This is a genomic window from Streptomyces sp. NBC_01224 (genome assembly GCF_036002945.1).
In the GTDB taxonomy this organism is placed as follows: Bacteria; Actinomycetota; Actinomycetes; order Streptomycetales; family Streptomycetaceae; genus Streptomyces.
Genome location: NZ_CP108529.1, coordinates 3,840,967 through 3,861,665, shown reverse-complemented (window position 1 = coordinate 3,861,665; position 20,699 = coordinate 3,840,967). Strand labels below are relative to the sequence as shown.

Sequence of the window (20,699 nt, the reverse complement as noted above, 5' to 3'; positions counted from 1 at the left end):
CACGACGGTAGCGCCGGGAGGGCCCCATGTCATAGCCGTATCGCCATACGGTCATGACATGGGGCCCGTGAGGTGCGGGGGAGCAAAGTTGCGTCGCGTCCGCCGTCTCGGTGACGGGGCGGAGTTACGCCGCGGCCACTGCCGCGGCCACCGTCTCGGCGAGCGGCGTCGTCGGCCGGCCGATCAGTCGGGTCAGGTCACCGCTCGTACCGGCGAGCAGTCCGCGCTCGATCGCGGCGTCGACGTCGACGAGGATCGCCGCGAACCCCTCGGGCAGACCGGCGCCGACGAGGATCTCCTGGTGCACGGCGGCCGGGACGTTCTTGTACACGATCTCCTTGCCGGTGGCCTCGGCGACCTCCGCCGCGTAGTCCGCGAACGACCAGGCGACGTCGCCGCTCAGCTCGTAGACCGCGCCGATGTGACCCTCACCGGTCAGCACGGCGGCTGCCGCGGCGGCGTAGTCGGCGCGGGTGGCGGAGGCGACCCGTCCGTCGCCCGCGTTGGCGACGACGGCGCCGTGCTCCAGGACGGGGGCGAGGTTGGCGGTGTAGTTCTCGGTGTACCAGCCGTTGCGCAGGAAGGTGTGCGGCAGCCCGGAGTCGAGGATCAGCTGCTCGGTGACCTTGTGCTCTTCGGCCAGTTCGAAGTCGGCGTCGGGACCGCCCAGCACGCCGGTGTACGCGAGCTGCGCTACGCCCGCCGCCTTGGCCGCGTCGATGACGGCGGTGTGCTGCGGTACGCGCTTGCCGACCTCACTGCCGGAGATGAGCAGGACGCGGTCACCGGCCTGGAAGACGTCCTTGAGGGACTCCGGACGGTCGTAGTCGGCGATGCGGAGCTCGACGCCGCGGGCGGCGAGCGGGGCGGCCTTCTCCTCGTTGCGGACGACGGCGGCGATCTCGTTCGCGGGCACGGCGGTGAGCAACTGGTCGATGACGAGACGGCCGAGCTCTCCGGTGGCTCCGGTGACAACGATGCTCATGGGGGGGTTTCTCCTCTTTGGGGGCACTGGTCCTTGTTCGGGCTCGCAGACTCACTGTAAAGGGTGCACTAACCAATCGAAAGTACCCACTTTAAAGTAAGGTACTGGCATGAGCGTGAGTGATCTGAGCAGGAAGCCCGATGTGAACCGGCAGATGTGCCCCTCCCGGCTGGTGCTCGAACATGTCACCAGCCGCTGGGGCGTCCTGGTCCTCGCCGCCCTGCTGGAGCGCTCGTACCGCTTCAGCGAGCTGCGCCGCGAGGTCGGCGGCGTCAGCGAGAAGATGCTGGCCCAGACCCTCCAGACGCTGGAGCGCGACGGCTTCGTGCACCGGGACGCGAAACCGGTGATCCCGCCGCGGGTGGACTACTCGCTCACCGGGCTGGGCCGGGAGGCCGCCGAGCAGGTGTGGGCGCTGGCCCGCTGGACGGAGCGGCGCCTGGACGCCGTGCACGCGGCGCGCGAGGCGTATGACGCCGGGAAGAAGGAGCAGGCTCAGTCCGGCTGAGGCGCGTGCCCTTCCTCCAGCGTGCGCAGCGCCCGCGAGACGTCGAACGGCAGGATCGTCACCGCCACGTGCGGCAGCTGCGCCAGCGTCTTCGCCATCTGCTCACCCGTGCCCCGGTGCAGCAGCTTCCCGAGCGCGTTGCTGTACAGCCGCCGGGGCACCAGCACCGTCAGCCAGGTCTCCCCGTCCTCCGTGGTGCGGGACACGAGTTCCTTCATGGCATGGCGCAGCCGCCGGTCCGGGCACTCCACCAGCTCCAGGGACACGGACGTGGCGGCCGTCGCCTCCCACCGGGCGGCCAGCCGTCTGGCGTACGCCTCGTCGATCGCGAAGTGCACCGCCCGGATCTCGTCCGGGCGCAGCTCATGGGCGTACCGCAGGGCCTTCAGCGTCGCGAGGTCGAGCGTCTCGACGAGGACGAAGACCAGATGGCGGCGGAACCGCGACCGGTCGGCGCCCGGAGCCTGGATGCTCTGCAGCACGGCGGCCTCGCGCCGGTACTCGCGGTTGATCCGCATCAGCGCCCACACCCCGAGCGGAAAGACCACCACGACCAGCCAGGCGCCTTCGGTGAACTTGGTGACGGCGAAGATCAGCACGACGGCGGCCGAGATGACCGCGGCGGTCCCATTGATCGCGATCTTGAGCCTGCGGTACGGCTCGCGGCGCCGCAGGTGGTACGCGGTGAGGCCGGCCCCGGCCATGGTGAAGGCGGTGAATACGCCGATCGCGTACAGCGCCACCAGCTTGTCCACGCTGGCGCCGGTCACGAGCAGCAGCGCCAGGGAGACGACGGCCAGCGAGATGATGCCGTTGGAGAACGCCAGCCGGTGCCCGCGCCGGGTCAGTACACGAGGCAGGAACCGGTCCTTGGCGACGAAACTCGCGAGGTACGGAAAGCCGGTGAACGGGGTGTTGGCGCCGGTGTAGAGGACCAGCGCGGTCGCCAGCTGCACGAAGACCAGCCCGGCCGTACCGAGCGGCCCGCCGCCGAACGCGAGATGGGCCTCCTGCGCGATGACGGTGGGTGTGCCGTCGGTGTACGGGACGGCATGGGTGAAGTGCGCCAGCGTGGAGACGCCGAGGACCAGGACACCGAGCACACAGCTCATCGTGATGAGGGTGCGGCGGGCGTTGCGGCCCTGGGGTTCACGGAACGCGGAGATGCCGTTGGAGATTGCTTCGAGCCCGGTGAGGGACGACCCGCCGTTGGCGAACGAGCGCAGCACGATGAAGAGCGAGGCGCCGTAGAGCCAGCCGTTGCCCGGAGTGCCGAGCGGCACGACCCCGGTGGCGTGCAGATCGGCGCGCGGCAGCTCGCCCGTGAGCCCACGCAGCGCGGCGACGAGAAGGACGAGGCCGACGGCGGCCATGAAGAGATAGGCGGGCAGCGCGAAGGCCCGGCCGGCCTCGCGGACCCCGCGCAGATTCCCGTACGCGAGCAGCACGATGACGGCGACGGAGACCGGGAGCTGGAGATGGTCCAGGCCGGTGAAGTCGTTGCCGGCCAGATGGGCGAGCGAGATCAGGGCGTTGGTGCCGGCCGAGACCTGGACGGCGACGGTGACGATGTAGTCGACGAGCAGCGCCACGGCGGCGATCTGCGCGATGTTGGGCCCGAAGTTCTCCCGGGCGACGACGTACGACCCGCCCGCCCGGGTGTAGATCATCACGACATCGCTGTAGCAGAGCGTGAGAAGCAGCAGTACGAGCAGGATCGCGCCGGTCACCGGCATGAGCAGGGTGAACGCGGCGGCGCCGACGACGGGTACGAGGACCCGGAGCATCTCCTCGGAGCCGTACGCGGACGAACTGATGCAGTCGGAGGCGAGCACCCCGAGCGCCGTCCGGTTGTTCAGCTTCTCCTCGCTGATGCGCTCGGTGGTGAGCGCTCTGCCGAGCAGACGCCGCTTGATGCGGTACGCGGGGCGGTCCGGGGTCATGGCCACATGGTGCGCGGTGGCCGGTCGCACCCCGGACCGCAATCGCCGGGCGGGCTGAAATTCAGCCCGTCCGGCGATGGGAAGTACCCCTGAGGGGCGCCTCGGCCGATGCACCCCCGGGGTGTCAGCCGACGACCGTCCAGTTGTCGTTGCCCGCGAGCAGTGCGGCCAGGTCGCCCTTGCCGTCCCGCCCGACGGCGGTCTCGAGCTGTTCGGCCATCTGCGTGTCGTAGACCGGCCGGTCGACGCTGCGCAGTACCCCGATGGGGGTCTGGTGCAGGGTGTCGGGGTCGGCGAGCCGGGACAGCGCGAAGGCCGTGGTGGGGCTGGCGGCGTGGGCGTCGTGGACGAGGATCTGCGACCGGTTCTCCTCGGTGACCGCGACGACCTTGAGGTCACCCGTGGCCGGGTCGCGCACGACACCCTTGTCGCTGTCCGAGCCGAAGAGGATCGGCTGCCCGTGCTCCAGCCGGATGACCGCGTTCTGCGCCTGGTCCTTGTCCTTGAGGACCTCGAAGGCGCCGTCGTTGAAGATGTTGCAGTTCTGGTAGATCTCCACCAGCGCCGTGCCCGGGTGGTCGGCCGCCGCGCGCAGCACGCTCGTGAGGTGCTTGCGGTCGGAGTCGATCGTACGGGCGACGAAGGACGCCTCTGCGCCGATGGCCAGGGACACCGGGTTGAAGGGGGCGTCGAGCGAGCCCATCGGCGTCGACTTGGTGATCTTGCCGACCTCGGAGGTGGGGGAGTACTGCCCCTTGGTGAGCCCATAGATCCGGTTGTTGAAGAGCAGGATCTTCAGGTTCACATTGCGGCGCAGCGCGTGGATGAGGTGGTTGCCGCCGATGGACAGCGCGTCGCCGTCGCCCGTGACGACCCAGACGGACAGGTCGCGGCGGGAGGAGGCGAGACCGGTGGCGATGGCCGGGGCGCGGCCGTGGATGGAGTGCATCCCGTAGGTGTTCATGTAGTACGGGAAGCGGGAGGAGCAGCCGATCCCGGAGACGAAGACGACGTTCTCCTTCGCCAGCCCGAGCTCGGGCATGAAGCCCTGCACGGCGGCGAGGACCGCGTAGTCACCGCAGCCGGGGCACCAGCGCACTTCCTGGTCGGACTTGAAGTCCTTCATGGACTGCTTGGCCTCGGCCTTGGGCACCAGCTGCAGGAGTTCATTGGTGTCAGGCATCGATGGCCTCCTTGAGAGCCGTCGCAAGCTGCTCGGCCTTGAACGGCATACCGTTGACCTGGTTGTAACTGCGCGCGTCCACCAGGTATTTGGCCCGGATGAGCGTGGCCAGCTGGCCGAGGTTCATCTCCGGCACCACCACCTTGTCGTAACGCTTCAGCGCCTCGCCGAGATTCCTCGGGAAGGGGTTGAGGTTGCGCAGATGGGCCTGGGCGATGGGCTGTCCGGCGGCGCGCAGCCGGCGGACGGCGGCGGTGATGGGGCCGTAGGTGGAACCCCAGCCGAGCACGAGCGTCCGCGCCTCGCCCGGATCGTCGACTTCGAGGTCGGGGACCTCGATGCCGTCCACCTTGGCCTGACGGGTGCGGACCATGAAGTCGTGGTTCGCGGGGTCGTACGAGATGTTGCCGCTGCCGTCCTGCTTCTCGATGCCGCCGATGCGGTGTTCGAGACCGGGGGTGCCGGGGACGGCCCACGGGCGGGCCAGGGTCTGCGGGTCGCGCTTGTACGGCCAGAAGACCTCGGTGCCGTCGGCCAGTTCATGGTTCGTACCGGTGGCGAACTGGACGCGCAGGTCGGGGAGTTCGTCGATCTCGGGGATCTTCCACGGCTCGGAGCCGTTGGCGAGATAGCCGTCCGAGAGCAGGAACACCGGGGTGCGGTACGTCAGCGCGATCCGGGCGGCGTCGAGCGCGGCGTCGAAGCAGTCCGCCGGGGTCTTCGGGGCCACGATCGGGACCGGGGCCTCGCCGTTGCGCCCGTACATCGCCTGGAGCAGGTCGGCCTGCTCGGTCTTGGTGGGCAGACCGGTGGACGGGCCGCCGCGCTGGATGTCGATGACGATCAGCGGCAGTTCGAGGGAGACGGCGAGCCCGATGGTCTCCGACTTCAGGGCCACCCCGGGCCCGGACGTCGTCGTCACCGCGAGCGATCCGCCGAACGCGGCGCCCAGCGCGGCACCGATGCCCGCGATCTCGTCCTCCGCCTGGAAGGTGCGTACCCCGAAGTTCTTGTGCTTGCTGAGCTCGTGCAGGATGTCGGAGGCCGGGGTGATCGGGTACGAGCCCAGGTAGAGCGGCAGATCCGCCTGCCGGCCGGCGGCGATCAGCCCGTAGGACAGCGCCAGGTTCCCGGAGATGTTGCGGTACGTACCCGGCGGGAAGGCCTGCGAGGCGGGTGCCACCTCGTAGGAGACCGCGAAGTCCTCCGTCGTCTCCCCGAAGTTCCACCCGGCGCGGAACGCGGTCACGTTCGCCTCGGCGATCTGCGGCTTCTTCGCGAACTTGGCGCGAAGGAACGCCTCGGTTCCCTCGGTCGGCCGGTGGTACATCCAGGAGAGCAGCCCGAGCGCGAACATGTTCTTCGAGCGCTCGGCCTCCTTGCGGGAGAGCCCGAACTCCTTCAGCGCCTCGATCGTGAGCGTCGTCAGCGGGACGGGGTGGACGTTGTAGGCGTCCAGCGAGCCGTCCTCCAGGGGGCTGGTCTCGTAGCCGACCTTCGCCATCGGGCGCTTGGTGAACTCATCGGTGTTGACGATGATTTCGGCGCCGCGCGGCACATCGCCGATGTTGGCCTTGAGAGCGGCCGGGTTCATCGCGACCAGGACGTTCGGCGCGTCGCCCGGGGTGAGGATGTCGTGGTCGGCGAAATGCAGCTGGAACGACGAAACCCCCGGCAGGGTGCCTGCGGGGGCGCGGATCTCGGCGGGGAAGTTCGGCAGCGTGGAGAGATCGTTCCCGAAGGAAGCGGTCTCCGAGGTGAACCGGTCACCGGTGAGCTGCATACCGTCCCCGGAGTCACCCGCGAAGCGGATGATCACCCGGTCCAGGCGGCGGATCTCCTTCTCACCGGCGCCCGCGTGATCGGGATGGGGGGCACGCGGTCCCCCGACGAGCGCCTCGCTGGCCTCATCGGCCTGTTCGGCTGTGCTACTGACCTGGCTGGTCACTGAACTGGACCTCCCTCGGGGCGGCGGCTCGGGACCGGCCGGCCCGCCGGCGGTCCCAAGGCCCACCCTACGTCGGTAAGGGTCGCCTTCCCTGGACCGATCATATGGTGGACGTCGTTTTGAGACGCGATTTGATACCGCTTTGTCATGTTTCGCAAGCCCCTCAGCCGTTCGGTGAAGACGCTGTGCACTCATTCTTTGGTTCTAGGACCCCGATCGGCCCCCGTTCGGGGCGCGGGTCACCGCGACGGCCGCCTCCGGCCCCCGCGGTGACCTTCACCAGATATCTGACAGGGTGTCAGCTCATCAGGAGTTCAGGTAGGTCAGCACCGCCAGCACCCGGCGGTGATCCCCGTCACTGGGGGACAGGCCCAGCTTCAGGAAGATATTGCTGACGTGCTTCTCCACGGCCCCGTCGCTCACCACCAGCTGCCTGGCCACCGCGGAGTTCGTCCGGCCCTCCGCCATCAGGCTGAGCACCTCGCGCTCGCGCGGCGTCAGCCCGGCCAGGACGTCCTGTTTACGGCTTCGCCCCAGCAACTGCGCCACCACTTCCGGATCCAGCGCCGTCCCGCCCTGCGCCACCCGGACCACCGCGTCCACGAACTCCCGGACCTCGGCGACCCGGTCCTTCAGCAGATACCCCACGCCTCGGCTGGATCCGGCCAGCAGCTCGGTCGCGTACTGCTCCTCGACGTACTGCGAAAGGACCAGTACCCCGATCCCGGGATAGTCCTTGCGCAGCCGCACCGCCGCCCGCACGCCCTCGTCGGTGTGGGTGGGTGGCATCCGCACATCGGCGACCACCACATCGGGCAGCGCATCCTGTCCGGCGAGGTCGCGCACCGTCTTGATCAGCGCCTCTGCATCCCCCACCCCGGCGACGACGTCATGCCCGAGATCGGTCAGCAGCCGGGTGAGCCCCTCCCGAAGCAGTACCGAATCCTCGGCGATGACTACTCGCACCCTGTCCTCCACCATGACGCTGTATCCCCCACTGCTCGCTGGTCCTGCCTGTACGACGTCCAGCATCCCAGTATCGGCAGTGCCGTGTCCCCGGCCGCCGGACCGGCTTGGAATCAAGCCGGTCCGGCGGCCGGGGACGAGGGGGAGCGGTGGGGGTGGGGGGTTCCTGTCACGGCTCCGTACGTGTGTGCGAGTGCGTTCAGCCGCGCCACGGCAGCTCGGCCGTGATCCGCGTCGGGCCGCCCTGCGGGGAATCCACGACGAGTACGCCGTCCACCGCGTCCAGCCGCTCGGTCAGCCCGGCCAGCCCGCTGCCCGAGGACACATCGGCGCCGCCGCGCCCGTTGTCGGTGACCTGGAGCATCAGCCGGTCCGCCGTCCGCCACACATCGACCGATGTGCGGGTCGCGCGTGAATGCTTGCTCACGTTCTGCAACAGCTCCGAGACCGTGAAGTAGGCGATTCCCTCGATGGCCTGGGCGGGCCTGGACGCCAGGTCCACCTCGACCGTCACAGGGACGGTGCAGCGGGAGGCGATGGCGGAGAGTGCGGCGTCGAGGCCTCGGTCGGTGAGGACGGCGGGGTGGATGCCGCGGGCGAGGTCGCGGAGTTCCTGGAGGGCGACCTTGACCTCTCCGTGGGCCTCGTCGACCATGCGGGCGGCGGCCTCGGGGTCGTCGGTCAGCTTCTCCTTGGCCAGGCCCAGATCCATGGCGAGGGCGACGAGCCGGGCCTGTGCGCCGTCGTGCAGGTCGCGCTCGATGCGGCGCAGGTCGGCGGCGGCCGTGTCGACGACCACCCCGCGGTCCGACTCCAGCTCGGAGACGCGCGTCGCCAGCCGGGACGGCCCGAGCAGCCCCGACACCATCACCCGGTCCACGCCCGCCAGACCACGGATGATCCACGGCGTGACGAGGACGAGTACCAGGCCGCACACGCTGGTCGCAGCCAGGTCGAAGGGGGAGTCGAGGTAGACGTCATGGGTGCCGTCGGCGTACAGCTGAAGGCCGGCGACCCCCACGTACGTCGGGAAGATCCAGTGCCACAGGGGGTAGGTGAGGGTGGTCCACCCGCACGACCAGAGCGTCAGCGAAACGGTGAAGGCGAAGATCGCCCACGGGAGGTGCAGCAGCGCGTAGAGCAGATGCCGCCAGGACACCCCGCTCTTGAGGACCGCGCCCACCCAGGACATCAGGCCGCCGGTCCTGCCGCGCACCGGTGCCGGGTCCGCCACGTCCAGCTTCAGCAGCCCGCGCGCCCGGGCCCGCTCCATCGCACCGAAACCGCGGCACATGGCCAGCGCGCCGGCCAGGATCGGAACCCCGAGGAAGGTGATCAGCATGCCGATGCCCAGCGTCGTCAGGGTGATCGAGAGGCTGAACAGGACCACGCTGATCGGCAGGCTCAGCAGCAGATAGCCGAACTCTCGCCAGGTCCTGCCCTCGAAAGGCGCGCGCAGCGCGGCCGGGAAGAAGTGCTTCACCGGGGGAGGGTCCCCGAAACCGGTTCCGGACCGCTGGTGGTCCCGAGTGTCCGGTCCGTATGCCGTGGCCATGGGTGCAGTCCGTTTCTTCTCATGGAGCCGGTTTCTCCGGTGGTTTCGGGGTTCCGGCCGGTACGTCAAGGGTGCTGGGTTGCGGGTCGGCGCACCATGAGGGCGGTATCCCTCTTCGACGGGGGGTTTTCCCCACCTTGCCAGGGGGCTCAGGGGGCTCAGGGGGCTGGGCCCGGGCGTGCCGGCCTTCTGGGGTCGCTGGGCCTGGTGTGCCGGCCTTCTGGGGGTGCTGGGTCTGGGCGTGACGGCCCTCTGGGGTCACCGGGCCTCTAGGGGCGCTTGGCCGCCCCCGCACGGTTCGGCTCCCTCTCCCGGTCCCGCCAGGGCAACTCCGCGGTGACCGTCGTGGGACCGCCGACCGGCGAGTCGAGGACGAACAGCCCATCGACGGCGCCCAGCCGTTCGGCCAGCCCGGCCATGCCCGTACCGCCGTCCAACCGGGCCCCGCCCTGCCCGTCGTCGGTGACCTGGATCAGCAGCCGGTCCGCCGACCGCCACACATCGACGGACGCCGAACGCGCCGCGCTGTGCTTGCTCACGTTCTGCAACAGCTCGGAGACCGTGAAGTAGGCGATTCCCTCGATCGCCTCCGCGGGACGCGCCGGCAGATCCACCCCCACCGTGACGGGCACGGTGCAGCGGGAGGCGATGGCGGAGAGTGCGGCGTCGAGGCCTCGGTCGGTGAGGACGGCGGGGTGGATGCCGCGGGCGAGGTCGCGGAGTTCCTGGAGGGCGACCTTGACCTCTCCGTGGGCCTCGTCGACCATGCGGGCGGCGGCCTCGGGGTCGTCGGTCAGCTTCTCCTTGGCCAGGCCCAGATCCATGGCGAGGGCGACGAGCCGGGCCTGTGCGCCGTCGTGCAGGTCGCGCTCGATGCGGCGCAGGTCGGCGGCGGCCGTGTCGACGACCACCCCGCGGTCCGACTCCAGCTCGGCGATCCTGCGCTCCAACTCGTCGGAGGGCGAGAGCAGCCCGCGCACCATCGCCCGGTCGGCATTGGTGAGGAGCCGCGCGATATAGGGGAGCACCGGCCACAGCACGAAGAGACTCACGAGCGTCACGGCGAAGGTGAGTACGCCCCAGGGCAGCCGTATGAAGGAGTACAGCACCGCCCGCCAGCCAACCGGGTCCGTGAGGCTCGACCACAGCCAGGGGAAGAACCCCTGTTCCCGGCGGGACAGAACCATCGGGCTCGGTTCGTCGATCCCCACCCCGAGCATCGCCCGCGCCCGGCCCCGCTCGGCCCTCCCGATCAGCCGTGCCCCGTGCAGTCCGGCGGCGAGCAGAGGCAGACCGATCACCGTGACCGCAAGCCCCACGCCGATGCAGATCATGAACACTGTGTAAACAAACCCGGAGATGGTCATGGGGAGGTTGGCCAGGAGATAGGCGATCTCCTTCCACGTCCACCGATCGAGGGTGAAGCGGGCGGGCGGTGGCCGGTCGTTGTCGGGCACCAGGGGGCTCATGGTCATACGCCCCAGCCTGCCGGGCGAGGCCCGCGCACGCCATGGGGCTCGTGGGTGGGGTGAAGTAGGGATAACCCCACCCGTTGTCCGATGCGACTGCTTACCCTCTCTTTAACAGGGCCTAGACTCCCGTGCGTACAGATCGTCGAACAGGTTTGAGGGAGCGAGGGGCGGACGTGGCGGACCTGCCGGAATCGACCGTTCTCGCGTCGGACTACTTCCACAGCTATTCGGTGGTCGGACTGCTCGCTGTGATCGGCGTGTTGTTCGTCGCCGTCGCCTTCGGCGCCGGCCGACTGCTCCGCCCCGTGGTTCCTACGCCGGAGAAGCTCCTGACGTACGAGTGCGGCGTGGACCCGGTGGGTGAAGGATGGGCACATACCCAGGTCCGTTATTACGTGTATGCCTTCCTGTACGTGATCTTCGCCGTCGACTCGATCTTCCTGTTTCCGTGGGCGACCGTATTCGCCGCACCCGGATATGGGGCGACGACTCTCGTGGAAATGTTCATCTTCCTCGGTTTCCTGGCCGTGGGACTGCTCTACGCATGGAAGAAGGGCGTCCTCGAATGGACGTGACGAGCCCGCCGCCCCCCGAGCACCGGCCCGCAGTGCAATCGGGACCGGAGCCGACGCCCGGGGTGGGGTCCGAACCGCAGCCCGTTCCGACGTTCCTGCCGGAGCCCAAGCGGCTCGGTGTCCTGTCGCGCCTGGCTCCCGAGCCGATGAAGGTGGTCCTGAACTGGGGCCGCCGCTACAGCCTCTGGGTCTTCAACTTCGGGCTCGCCTGCTGCGCGATCGAATTCATCGCCGCCTCCATGGCCCGGCACGACTTCATCCGGCTCGGCGTGATTCCGTTCGCTCCCGGCCCGCGTCAGGCCGACCTCATGATCGTTTCCGGCACGGTGACGGACAAGATGGCTCCGGCCGTGAAGCGGCTGTACGAGCAGATGCCCGAGCCCAAGTACGTCATCTCCTTCGGCGCCTGCTCCAACTGCGGCGGCCCGTACTGGGACTCGTACTCCGTGACGAAGGGCGTCGACCAGATCATTCCGGTCGATGTCTATGTCCCCGGCTGCCCGCCCCGGCCCGAGGCGCTCCTCCAGGGCATCCTCAAGCTGCAGGAGAAGATCGCCCGCGAGTCGCTGGGTGAGCGGTACGCGACGGGCGGCGGCAGCCGTCCTTCCACCGCCGCACTGCGCAGCGGCCTGGTCGCCGCCCCGCCGACACCGGAGGAGGGGCAGAAGTGACCGGTACCGAGAGCCATGACCGGGAAAGCTACGACCGGCTTCCGGACGCCGCGGCCGAGCTCTTCGGCGAGGACGCGACGGCCGAGTACGCCTACGACCTGCTGACCGTCGACGTACCGGCCTCCTCCTGGATCGCCGCTCTCGAAACGGCCCGCGACCGGCTGGGGTGCACCTATTTCGACTGGCTGAGCGCTGTCGACGAACCGGGCACCGGCTTCCGGGTCTGCGTCCATGTCGCCTCCCTGGCCGAGGGCAAGGTCCGTCGGCTCTTGATCCGTACGACCGTTCCGCACGAGGCGGCGGTCCTTCCCACCGCCATCGATATCTACGCGGGCGCCGCCTGGCACGAGCGCGAGACACACGAGATGTTCGGCATCGGCTTCGAGGGCCACCCGCACCTGGTGCCACTGCTGCTGCCCGAGGGCTTCGAGGGCCACCCGTTGCGCAAGGACTTCGTGCTGGCGGCACGCGTCGCGAAGGCCTGGCCGGGCGCGAAGGAGCCGGGCGAGTCGGAGCACGGCGGCCCGAAGCGGCGCACGATGCTGCCGCCCGGCGTCCCCGACCCGAACGAATGGGGCCCCCTCAAGGGCCAGCTCCCGCCCGCCCCGTCCCGCCCGGCCCGCACCCCGCGCGCGGCGGGCGACCGCCCGGTACGCCGTGCCCGCAGCGTGAGCGAGGGCTCGGCCGGCCAGCAGCCGGAGACGGCAGCACCGGCCACCGAGCCCACACCTCCCGCAACCCCGCGCCGTACCCGCAGCGCGTCCCAGGGCTCGGCCAGCCAGCAGCGCGAGGCGGCGAAGCCGGGGACGGCCGAGGCCGGGACAGGGGAACAGGCAGGACCGAACGCGTCGGGGACGGGGACGGGGACGGGGACGGGGACGGCAGAGCCGAACCCCGGAAGCAGCGACGCTCCCTGGCACCACGCCCGCCCGGCCTTCGACACGACGGGAGGCCCGAAGTCGGAGCCCCCGGTTCGGGAAGGGGCGGGCAGGGGAGAGGCCCCGCCCAGCGACACCCCCGTCCCCGAGGCCGCGCCCACCCCCGACACCACAGCTCCCACGGACACCCCCGACCAGCCCGAGCCCCCGGCCCAGGACCCCACACCCGAGCCGGCCCCCGACCGCCCCGCCGGAGGCGATACCGCGTGAACGACGCACTGGACGTCGCCCTCCGGCTCGTCATCGTCTTCGCCGTGTTCATGGTCCTCCCCCTCGTCGTGGGGCAGACCGAGCACAAGGTGATGGCCCATATGCAGGGCCGCCTCGGACCCATGTACGCGGGCGGCTTCCACGGCTGGGCCCAGCTCGTCGCGGACGGCGTGAAGTTCGCGCAGAAGGAAGACATCGTCCCGGCCGAGGCCGACCGCCGTATCTTCCAGCTCGCGCCGGCCGTCGCGCTGCTCCCGTACCTTCTCGTGCTCGTCGCCATCCCGATCGGTCCCAGCGAGGGCGCGGTCGGACAGATCGTCGACGCGGGCATCTTCTTCGTGCTCGCCGTGATGGGCGTCGGAGTGCTCGGCTCGCTGATGGCGGGCTGGGCCTCGGCCAATAAGTTCTCCCTCCTCGGGGGCCTGCGCACCGCCGCCCAGCTGCTCGCGTACGAACTGCCGATGCTGCTCGCCGCCGCCTCCGTCGCGATGGCGGCAGGCACCGTCTCCCTCCCGGGCATCCTCAACGCCTTCGAGTGGTGGTGGCTGCCCTGGCAGATCGTCGGCGCCCTGGTCTTCTTCGTGGCCGGACTCGCCGAACTGCAGCGCCCGCCGTTCGACATGCCGGTCGCCGACTCGGAGATCATCTTCGGCGCGTACACCGAGTACACCGGCCTTCGTTTCGCACTGTTCCTGCTCGCCGAGTACGCGGGCATCGTCGTCCTGTGCGGACTGACCACCGTCCTCTTCCTCGGCGGCTGGCACGGCCCGTTCGGCGCCGACGGACTCGGCTGGGTCTGGACGCTCCTCAAGGCCGCGGTCCTCGCCTTCGTCGTCATCTGGCTGCGCGTGAGCTACCCCCGGCTCCGGGAGGACCAGCTGCAGAAGCTCGCCTGGACCACTCTCATCCCGCTCGCTCTCGCGCAGATCGCGCTCACCGGCATCGTGAAGGTGGCGATCAACTGATGGCTGCATCGCTCCCGCCCTCGCGGCCCCGCATCCCCGGCTCAGGCCTGGCCAAGGGCCTGGCCGTCACCCTGCGGACGATGACGAGGAAGACGGTCACCGCGCAGTACCCGGACGTCCAGCCCGAGCTCCCGCCCCGCTCCCGAGGCGTCATCGCACTGTTCGAGGAGAACTGCACGGTCTGCATGCTCTGCGCCCGTGAGTGCCCGGACTGGTGCATCTACATCGACTCCCACAAGGAGACGGTGCCCGCCACCACCCCGGGCGGGCGCGAGCGCAGCCGCAACGTCCTCGACCGCTTCGCGATCGACTTCTCGCTCTGTATGTACTGCGGTATCTGTATCGAGGTGTGTCCCTTCGACGCACTGTTCTGGTCGCCGGAGTTCGAGTACGCGGAGACGGACATCCTCGAACTCACCCATGAGCGCGACAAGCTCCGCGAATGGATGTGGACGGTGCCGGAACCGCCCGCACTCGACCCTGGCGCCGAGGAGCCGAAGGAGATCGCCGCCGCCCGCAAGACGGCGGAGAAACTCGAAGCCCAGCGCGCCAAGGAGGCGCAGGAAGCCCAGCAGGCCGAAGAAGCCCAGCAGGCCCAAGAGACCCAGCAGGTTCAGAGAGAAGAAGAGGGGGAGGAGTGACACTCGCAGCCGCCGCGGCCCACTCCGCCCACTCCGGCTTCCTCTCCCCGACCGGCATCGAGATCGCTTTCGTCCTCGTCGGCATTGCCACCCTCGGCGCAGCCCTCGTCACGGTCACGACCAAGCAACTGGTGCATGCCGCCCTCTGGCTGGTCGCGGCGCTCGGCGGTCTCGCCGTCGAGTACCTCCTGCTCACCGCGGAGTTCATCGCCTGGGTGCAGGTACTGATCTACGTCGGTTCTGTGGTCGTTCTCCTTCTCTTCGGGCTGATGCTCACCAAGGCCCCCATCGGCCGCTCCCCGGACGCCGACTCGGGTAACCGCTGGGCGGCCCTCGGTGTGGCGGTCGCCGCCGCCGGCACGCTCGTCTGGGTCGTCGTCGACGCCTTCCGTGCCACCTGGATCGACCTGGACGGACCGGCCCAGGGCTCCACCGAGGTGACCGGCGCCTTCCTCTTCCGGCACTGGGTGCTGCCGTTCGAAGCGCTCTCCGTCCTGCTGCTCGCCGCCCTCGTCGGCGCGATCGTCCTGTCCCGCAAGCGCAGCAGGGAGCAGAGCTGATGCACCTCGCCTATCCCGCCGTGCTCGCCGCCCTCCTCTTCTGCACCGGGCTGTACGGAGTGCTCGCCCGCCGCAACGCGATCCTGGTTTTGATGTCCGTCGAGCTGATGCTCAACGCCGTCAACCTCAACCTGGTCGCCTTCGACGTCTGGCTCCGCGACACCCTGCACTCCGGCCAGGCCCTCACCCTCTTCACCATCGCCATCGCGGCGGCGGAGATCGGGATCGGCCTGGCGATCGTCCTCGCCGTCCACCGCAACCGCGGCAGCTCGGACGTCGACCGCCTCCGCGACACCGCCGAGACCGACGCCGCCGAAACCCTCCCCGGCGACGAGGCCGACGAGACCCACGGCACCGAAGACCAGGCCACTGCTCCGGCAGGGAAGGCAAAGAAGGCAGAGGCCACCGCGTGACCACCACGACCCTCGCCGTCCTCGTCCCCCTTCTTCCGTTCCTGGGCGCCGCGGCCGGTCTCCTTCTCGGACGCACCGCCCCCGGATACGTACGCCCCCTCGCCGTACTGCCCACCCTCGCCGCCTTCGTGCTCGCCGTCGTCGTCGCCTCGGACCAGGGCGGCGGCCGGGCCATCGACGCTGCGACCAGGCTCACCCCCACCGGCTCGGTCCCGATCGACCTCGCCCTGCACCTCGACGGTTTCGCGGTCCTCGTCGCCGTCCTGGTCGGGCTCGTCGCGACCTGTGTGCAGATCTATTCGACCGCCTACCTGCGCGACGACCCCCGCTACCCCTCGTACGCGGCTCTCGTCTCCCTCTTCACCGCCGCGATGCTGCTCGTCGTCTACTCCGGCGACCTGATGGTGCTCCTGGTCGGCTGGGAGATCATGGGCATCTGCTCGTACTTCCTCGTCGGCCACTACTGGGAGACGCCCGAAGCCCGCGCTGCCTCCCTCAAGGCCTTCCTGGTAACCAAGCTCGGCGACGTCCCCTTCCTGATCGGTCTGTTCGCGCTCGCCGCCGACACCGGCACGTTCCGCATCACCGGCATCCTGGGCGCCGTCGCGAACGGTGGCCTGGACCACCCCACCGTCGTCGCCCTGCTGCTCCTCGCGGGCGTCGCGGGCAAGTCCGCGCAGTTCCCCCTGCACACCTGGCTGCCCGACGCGATGGCCGGCCCCACCCCCGTCTCCGCGCTGATCCACGCCGCGACGATGGTCGCCGCCGGTATCTACTTCGTGGCCCGGCTCCTCCCCGTCTTCGCCCAGTCCGGCGCGGCCCTCGTCGTCCTCGCCGTGATTGCGGCGATCACGATGATCGGTTCGGGACTCGCCGCCCTCGCCCAGGACGACATCAAACGCGTCCTCGCCTACTCGACGATCGGCCAGCTCGGCTACATGTCCGGCGCGCTGGCCGTCGGCGACCGTGGTGCCGCTGTCTTCCACCTCCTCTCCCACGGTGCGTTCAAGGCCGTCCTCTTCCTCGCGGCGGGCGTCGTCATCCACGCCGCCGGGACCAACTCGTTGGCCGCCATGTCCCGTATGGGCGGCCTGACGAAGCGCATCCCGGACGCCTACTGGACGATGACCGTCGCCCTCCTCGCGCTCGCAGCCATCCCGCCGTTCGCCGGCTTCTTCTCCAAGGAAGCCATCCTCGTCGCCGCCGAGCACACCGCACTCGGGGATCGGCACGTTGCCCCGGCCGCCGCCGGCTGGACCGTCCTCGTCGCCGGACTGCTCGCCGCCGTCCTCACCGCCGCGTACGCCACCCGCCTCTGGCTCCTCGCCTTCCGAGGCCGCGGAGCCGAGGTCCCCGACCACGGCAGGCAGCCCGTCGCGATGACCACCGTCCTGTGGGTGCTCGCCGTCCCCACCATCGCCTTCGGACTGACCGTCGGCGCGATCACCGACTGGTTCGACGGCCACAGCCTCACCCCGTCCGTGACCACCGCCGTCCTCTCCACGGGCGTCGGCCTCGTCGGCGGCCTCGTCACCTACGGCGCCTGGCGCCACACATCGGCACTCGCCGCCCGCACCCCCGTCGGCACCGTCGTGGCCCACCCCGACGCCGAACCCGCCCTCGTCGAGGCCCAGGCCATGTCGGCACACACCGCCGCCTACGGCACCGACGGGGACGCCCCCGACCCGGCCGACCCCGGCCGCCTGCTGCTCGGCCCGCTCCACCGCCACGCCGCAGCCGGCTTCCACCTCGACGCCCTGTACACGGCCCTGTTCGTCCGCCCCGTCCAGGCCGCGGCGAGCCTCGTCCGCTTCCTGGACCGCGAGGTCGTCGACACCTACGTACGGGGCTCCGGCACCGGCGCACGCTGGCTCGGCACCGCCGTCCGCCGCGCCCAGACCGGCAATGTGCAGACCTACCTCAGCGCACTGCTCGCCGGTTCTCTAGTCCTGGCGATCGCCGCCGTCGTTTTTGCCAACGTCAACGCCGGGTCGTGAGCCGTGATCGATATCAGCGAATCCGTGATGCAGTTCCTTCTCGCGTTCATCGTCGTCGTCCCGCTCATCGGCGCCGTGGCCGCCCTTCTGCCGGCCCCGCCCGGGCTGAAGGGGACCAGCCCCGACCAGGCCGTGCTCCGCCACGGAGTGACCGTCACCGGTGCGATCCTCATCGCCGCGATCGTGCTCGCCGTCGGCTTCGACCGCGACCACCCGTCGAAGATGCAGGCCACCACCGACATCAGCTGGATCCCGGCGCTCGACGTCCGCATCCACCTCGGCATCGACGGCATCTCGCTCCCCCTTCTCGTACTGACCGCGCTGCTGACCTTCCTCTGCGCGCTCTACAGCTACTTCAAAATGCCTGAAGGCCCCTCCCCGAAGGCCTTCGTCGCACTCATCCTCGTCCTGGAGTCCGGCACCCTCGCGACCTTCGCCGTCCTCGATCTGCTGCTGTTCTTCCTGGCGTTCGAGATGGTGCTCATCCCGATGTACTTCCTCATCGCCCGCTGGGGCGGTGCGCAGAAGCAGGCTGCCGCCTGGAAGTTCATCCTCTACACGCTGCTCGGCTCGGTGATCATGCTGCTGGGCCTGCTCCTCATCGGACTGAAGAGCGGCACCTTCGACATGGTGGCACTCGCCACTGACAACGGCCGTGGGCTCACCTCGTCCGTGCAGGTCATTGCCGTTCTGGCGATCGGCATCGGGCTCGCCGTGAAGACCCCGATGTGGCCGCTGCACAGCTGGCTCCCGGACGCCCACACCGCCGCCCCGACCGTCGGCTCGGTCCTGCTCGCGGGAGTCCTGCTGAAGATGGGTACGTACGGATTCATCCGCATCCTGCTCCCCATCACCCCCGACGGCATGCACACCTTCGCGCCCTACCTCGCCGCCTTCGCGGTCGTCGGCATCGTCTACGGATCGCTCGCCTGCCTGGCGCTGGCCCGCCCGGGCTCCAAGGGCGACCTCAAGCGCCTGATCGCGTACTCCTCCGTCGGGCACATGGGCTTCGTACTCCTCGGCATCGCGAGCATGACCCCCACCGGAGTCAACGGCGCGCTCTTCGCCAACATCGCCCACGGTCTCATCACCGGCCTGCTGTTCTTCCTGGTCGGCGCGGTCAAGGACCGGTACGGCACCGCCGACCTCGACACCCTCTCCGGCGCCACCGGGGCCGCGCTCTACGGCCGCGCCCCCCGCCTCGGCGGCCTCCTCGCCTTCGCCGCCGTCGCCTCCCTGGGCCTGCCCGGGCTCGCCGGGTTCTGGGGCGAGATGCTCGCCCTGTTCGGCTCCTTCGACCCCGCCGACGGCCTCAGCCGCCCCGCCTTCCTCACCTTCATGTCGATCGCCGCGTTCGGCACCCTGCTCACCGCCGCGTACATGCTGATCGTCGTACGCCGGGTCTGCATGGGTGAGAAGCGGGAAGAGCCGCAGCAGCCGGCCGATGTCCAGACGTACGAATTCGCCGCCTGGACCCCGCTCGTCGCCCTCACCGTCCTCGCCGGTCTGTGGCCCGCCGTCCTCCTCGGCCTCACCGACCCGGCCGTGCAGAAGCTCCTCGCAGGAGGCAAGTCGTGACCACAGCCGTCGTCACCCCGGGCGTCGTCACCACAGCGGCCGAGAGCACCACCAGCCTCGTCCAGTCCGTCGACTGGCTCGCGATCGCGCCCCCGGTCGTCGTCGCGACCGTCGCCCTGATCGTCCTGGTCGCCGATCTCTTCCTGCCCGAGGAACGCAAGCCGCTCCTCGGCCCGGTCGCCATCGCCGGGCTCGTGGCCGCACTCGCCTTCCTCATCCCGCTGCGCGACGGCGACCGCTCCACCTTCTGCCTCACCGCAGCAACCACCGGCACCAGTGGTACCGGGGCCTGCAGCTACACCGCCGACCACTTCGCCCTCGTCATCCAGGCACTCGTACTCGGCGGCGCCCTGCTGACGGCGCTGCTCTCCCTCGGCGACACACGCAAACTCCCCGCGGGCGAGTTCTGGTTCCTCCTGCTGTCCTCCGCGTCCGGCGCCGCACTCCTGCCCGCCGCCCGCGACCTCGCCACCCTCGTCGTCGCCCTCGAAGTCGCCTCGCTGCCCGCCTTCGCCCTCGTCGGCATCAAGCGCGGCGACAGGCGCTCCTCCGAAGCCGCGCTGAAGTTCTTCCTCTCCTCCGTCGTCGCGACCGCCGTCATGCTGCTCGGCGTCAGCTTCGTGTACGCCACCACCGGCACCCTGCACCTCACGGAGATCGCCGCCCGGCTCGACGACGTACCCGGGCAGCTCGACACCCTCGCCCAGGCGGGTGTGGTCCTCACCCTGGTCGGCTTCGCCTTCAAGACGGCCGCCGCGCCCTTCCACTTCTGGGTTCCCGACACCTACGTCGGCGCGCCCCTGCCGGTCGCCGCCTACCTTTCGGTCGTCGGCAAGGCGGTCGGCTTCTCCGGCCTCATCCTCGTCACCGTGATCGCGTTCCCGGCGTACGCCGACGTCTGGGGACCGGCCCTCGCCGTCCTCGCCGCGCTCACCATGACGACCGGCAACGTCGCCGCCCTGCGCCAGAACGCCACCCGCGTCCGCAGCGCCGTACGCCTGCTCGCCTGGTCGTCCGTCGCCCAGGCCGGCTATCTCCTGGTGCCGATCGCCGCCGCCGCGTACTCCAGCGACGAGCACATCGGCTCCACCGTCGCCTACGCGCTCATGTACGCCGTCGTGAACCTCGGCGCATTCGCGGTCGCGGCCCTCGTCGCGCGTACGAACCCCGGAAACCGGATCTCCGACTACCGCGGCCTGTACGCCACCCGCCCCCTGACCGCCCTCGCGATGGCCTTCTTCCTGCTCTGCCTGGCCGGCCTGCCGCCCGGCATCGTCGGCCTCTTCGCCAAGGTCACGGTCTTCTCCGCGGCCGTCGACGCGGGACTCGGCTGGCTCGCCGTCGTCATGGCCGTCAATGTCGTGATCGCGCTCTACTACTACCTGCAGTGGACCGCGGCGCTCTTCCGCGCTCCGGAAGAGACCCCGGCGGACGAGGCCGCACCCGCCCCCACCAGGCACCGCGCCCCGGCCTCCCTCACTGCCGCGATCGCCCTCACCGCAGTCGTCGGCGTCGTACTCTCCGGTGCCCCGCAGACGGTCCTCAGGTTCGCCGCCGTCAATCTCTTCTGATGTACGCAAGATCGGTTTGC

The 20,699-nt window shown here is 70.0% G+C and carries 18 protein-coding genes; 11 read left to right on the top strand and 7 right to left on the bottom strand.

The features are described 5' to 3' along the window. Nucleotides 1-124 precede the first annotated feature (124 nt). Entirely contained in the window at nt 125-985 is an 861-nt protein-coding gene (locus OG609_RS16820; RefSeq protein WP_327273558.1) for an SDR family oxidoreductase, read from the bottom strand. Nucleotides 986-1,094: 109 nt separating this feature from the next. Between OG609_RS16820 and OG609_RS16815 the strand changes: the two genes are divergently transcribed. Continuing rightward, a complete protein-coding gene (locus OG609_RS16815) occupies nt 1,095-1,493 on the top strand; it encodes a winged helix-turn-helix transcriptional regulator (protein WP_327273557.1) in 399 nt (132 codons plus the stop codon). Here the strand turns inward: OG609_RS16815 and OG609_RS16810 are convergent. The 6 genes from OG609_RS16810 to OG609_RS16785 all read right to left on the bottom strand — a co-directional run bounded on the left by OG609_RS16810 (nt 1,481) and on the right by OG609_RS16785 (nt 10,563). Next, on the bottom strand, nt 1,481-3,436 hold the full coding sequence (locus OG609_RS16810) for an APC family permease (RefSeq protein ID WP_327273556.1): 1,956 nt from the start codon (nt 3,434-3,436) through the stop codon (nt 1,481-1,483). The genes OG609_RS16815 and OG609_RS16810 overlap by 13 nt on opposite strands. A gap of 124 nt (nt 3,437-3,560) precedes the next feature. Next, nucleotides 3,561-4,619 (bottom strand): 2-oxoacid:ferredoxin oxidoreductase subunit beta, encoded by a 1,059-nt coding sequence (locus OG609_RS16805; RefSeq protein WP_327273555.1) that lies wholly within the window; start codon nt 4,617-4,619, stop codon nt 3,561-3,563. Continuing rightward, the gene (locus OG609_RS16800; RefSeq protein ID WP_327273554.1) at nt 4,612-6,567 is read right to left on the bottom strand and encodes a 2-oxoacid:acceptor oxidoreductase subunit alpha; all 1,956 of its coding nucleotides are present in this window, start codon (nt 6,565-6,567) and stop codon (nt 4,612-4,614) included. Before OG609_RS16800 ends, OG609_RS16805 begins: the two co-directional genes overlap by 8 nt. Before the next feature lie 306 nt (nt 6,568-6,873). After that, entirely contained in the window at nt 6,874-7,548 is a 675-nt protein-coding gene (locus OG609_RS16795; RefSeq protein ID WP_308427387.1) for a response regulator transcription factor, read from the bottom strand. Nucleotides 7,549-7,732: 184 nt separating this feature from the next. Beyond that, nucleotides 7,733-9,088 (bottom strand): sensor histidine kinase, encoded by a 1,356-nt coding sequence (locus OG609_RS16790; RefSeq protein WP_327273553.1) that lies wholly within the window; start codon nt 9,086-9,088, stop codon nt 7,733-7,735. A 269-nt stretch (nt 9,089-9,357) separates the two neighbouring features. Next, nucleotides 9,358-10,563 carry a sensor histidine kinase gene (locus OG609_RS16785; protein ID WP_327273552.1) on the bottom strand — a complete coding sequence of 402 codons (1,206 nt, stop codon included), beginning with the start codon at nt 10,561-10,563 and terminating at the stop codon, nt 9,358-9,360. Nucleotides 10,564-10,733: 170 nt separating this feature from the next. Here OG609_RS16785 and OG609_RS16780 point away from each other — a divergent pair, with 170 nt between their 5' ends. From OG609_RS16780 to OG609_RS16735, 10 genes are read left to right on the top strand one after another with little or no spacing between them, the layout of a single operon-like run. Beyond that, entirely contained in the window at nt 10,734-11,135 is a 402-nt protein-coding gene (locus OG609_RS16780) for an NADH-quinone oxidoreductase subunit A (protein ID WP_037689408.1), read from the top strand. After that, nucleotides 11,126-11,806, top strand: a complete 681-nt coding sequence (locus OG609_RS16775) for an NADH-quinone oxidoreductase subunit B (protein ID WP_327273551.1) — start codon at nt 11,126-11,128, stop codon at nt 11,804-11,806. The genes OG609_RS16780 and OG609_RS16775 overlap by 10 nt, the downstream gene beginning before the upstream one ends. Further along, entirely contained in the window at nt 11,803-12,954 is a 1,152-nt protein-coding gene (locus OG609_RS16770; protein WP_327273550.1) for an NADH-quinone oxidoreductase subunit C, read from the top strand. The genes OG609_RS16775 and OG609_RS16770 overlap by 4 nt, the downstream gene beginning before the upstream one ends. Beyond that, nucleotides 12,951-13,919: a complex I subunit 1/NuoH family protein gene (locus OG609_RS16765; protein ID WP_327273549.1), complete on the top strand. Its 969-nt coding sequence runs from the start codon at nt 12,951-12,953 to the stop codon at nt 13,917-13,919. Before OG609_RS16770 ends, OG609_RS16765 begins: the two co-directional genes overlap by 4 nt. After that, on the top strand, nt 13,919-14,560 hold the full coding sequence (locus OG609_RS16760; RefSeq protein ID WP_327273548.1) for a NuoI/complex I 23 kDa subunit family protein: 642 nt from the start codon (nt 13,919-13,921) through the stop codon (nt 14,558-14,560). Before OG609_RS16765 ends, OG609_RS16760 begins: the two co-directional genes overlap by 1 nt. Beyond that, nucleotides 14,557-15,120 (top strand): NADH-quinone oxidoreductase subunit J family protein, encoded by a 564-nt coding sequence (locus OG609_RS16755; RefSeq protein WP_327273547.1) that lies wholly within the window; start codon nt 14,557-14,559, stop codon nt 15,118-15,120. Before OG609_RS16760 ends, OG609_RS16755 begins: the two co-directional genes overlap by 4 nt. Further along, nucleotides 15,120-15,533 carry an NADH-quinone oxidoreductase subunit NuoK gene (nuoK, locus tag OG609_RS16750; protein WP_327273546.1) on the top strand — a complete coding sequence of 138 codons (414 nt, stop codon included), beginning with the start codon at nt 15,120-15,122 and terminating at the stop codon, nt 15,531-15,533. Before OG609_RS16755 ends, nuoK begins: the two co-directional genes overlap by 1 nt. Next, complete coding sequence (locus tag OG609_RS16745) at nt 15,530-17,530, top strand: NADH-quinone oxidoreductase subunit 5 family protein (RefSeq protein WP_327273545.1); 2,001 nt, start codon at nt 15,530-15,532, stop codon at nt 17,528-17,530. The genes nuoK and OG609_RS16745 overlap by 4 nt, the downstream gene beginning before the upstream one ends. 27 nt (nt 17,531-17,557) lie before the next feature. Continuing rightward, on the top strand, nt 17,558-19,108 hold the full coding sequence (locus OG609_RS16740; protein ID WP_327278078.1) for a complex I subunit 4 family protein: 1,551 nt from the start codon (nt 17,558-17,560) through the stop codon (nt 19,106-19,108). Next, the gene (locus OG609_RS16735) at nt 19,105-20,679 is read left to right on the top strand and encodes an NADH-quinone oxidoreductase subunit N (protein WP_327273544.1); all 1,575 of its coding nucleotides are present in this window, start codon (nt 19,105-19,107) and stop codon (nt 20,677-20,679) included. The genes OG609_RS16740 and OG609_RS16735 overlap by 4 nt, the downstream gene beginning before the upstream one ends. Nucleotides 20,680-20,699: the final 20 nt, after the last annotated feature.

Bases quoted from the DNA above. Each gene is read 5' to 3' on its own strand.
- OG609_RS16820 (WP_327273558.1), bottom strand. From the start codon at position 985: ATGAGCATCGTTGTCACCGGAGCCACCGGAGAGCTCGGCCGTCTCGTC.
- OG609_RS16815 (WP_327273557.1), top strand. From the start codon at position 1,095: ATGAGCGTGAGTGATCTGAGCAGGAAGCCCGATGTGAACCGGCAGATG.
- OG609_RS16810 (WP_327273556.1), bottom strand. From the start codon at position 3,436: ATGACCCCGGACCGCCCCGCGTACCGCATCAAGCGGCGTCTGCTCGGC.
- OG609_RS16805 (WP_327273555.1), bottom strand. From the start codon at position 4,619: ATGCCTGACACCAATGAACTCCTGCAGCTGGTGCCCAAGGCCGAGGCC.
- OG609_RS16795 (WP_308427387.1), bottom strand. From the start codon at position 7,548: ATGGTGGAGGACAGGGTGCGAGTAGTCATCGCCGAGGATTCGGTACTG.
- OG609_RS16790 (WP_327273553.1), bottom strand. From the start codon at position 9,088: ATGGCCACGGCATACGGACCGGACACTCGGGACCACCAGCGGTCCGGA.
- OG609_RS16785 (WP_327273552.1), bottom strand. From the start codon at position 10,563: ATGACCATGAGCCCCCTGGTGCCCGACAACGACCGGCCACCGCCCGCC.
- OG609_RS16775 (WP_327273551.1), top strand. From the start codon at position 11,126: ATGGACGTGACGAGCCCGCCGCCCCCCGAGCACCGGCCCGCAGTGCAA.
- OG609_RS16760 (WP_327273548.1), top strand. From the start codon at position 13,919: ATGGCTGCATCGCTCCCGCCCTCGCGGCCCCGCATCCCCGGCTCAGGC.
- nuoK (WP_327273546.1), top strand. From the start codon at position 15,120: ATGCACCTCGCCTATCCCGCCGTGCTCGCCGCCCTCCTCTTCTGCACC.
- OG609_RS16740 (WP_327278078.1), top strand. From the start codon at position 17,558: ATGCAGTTCCTTCTCGCGTTCATCGTCGTCGTCCCGCTCATCGGCGCC.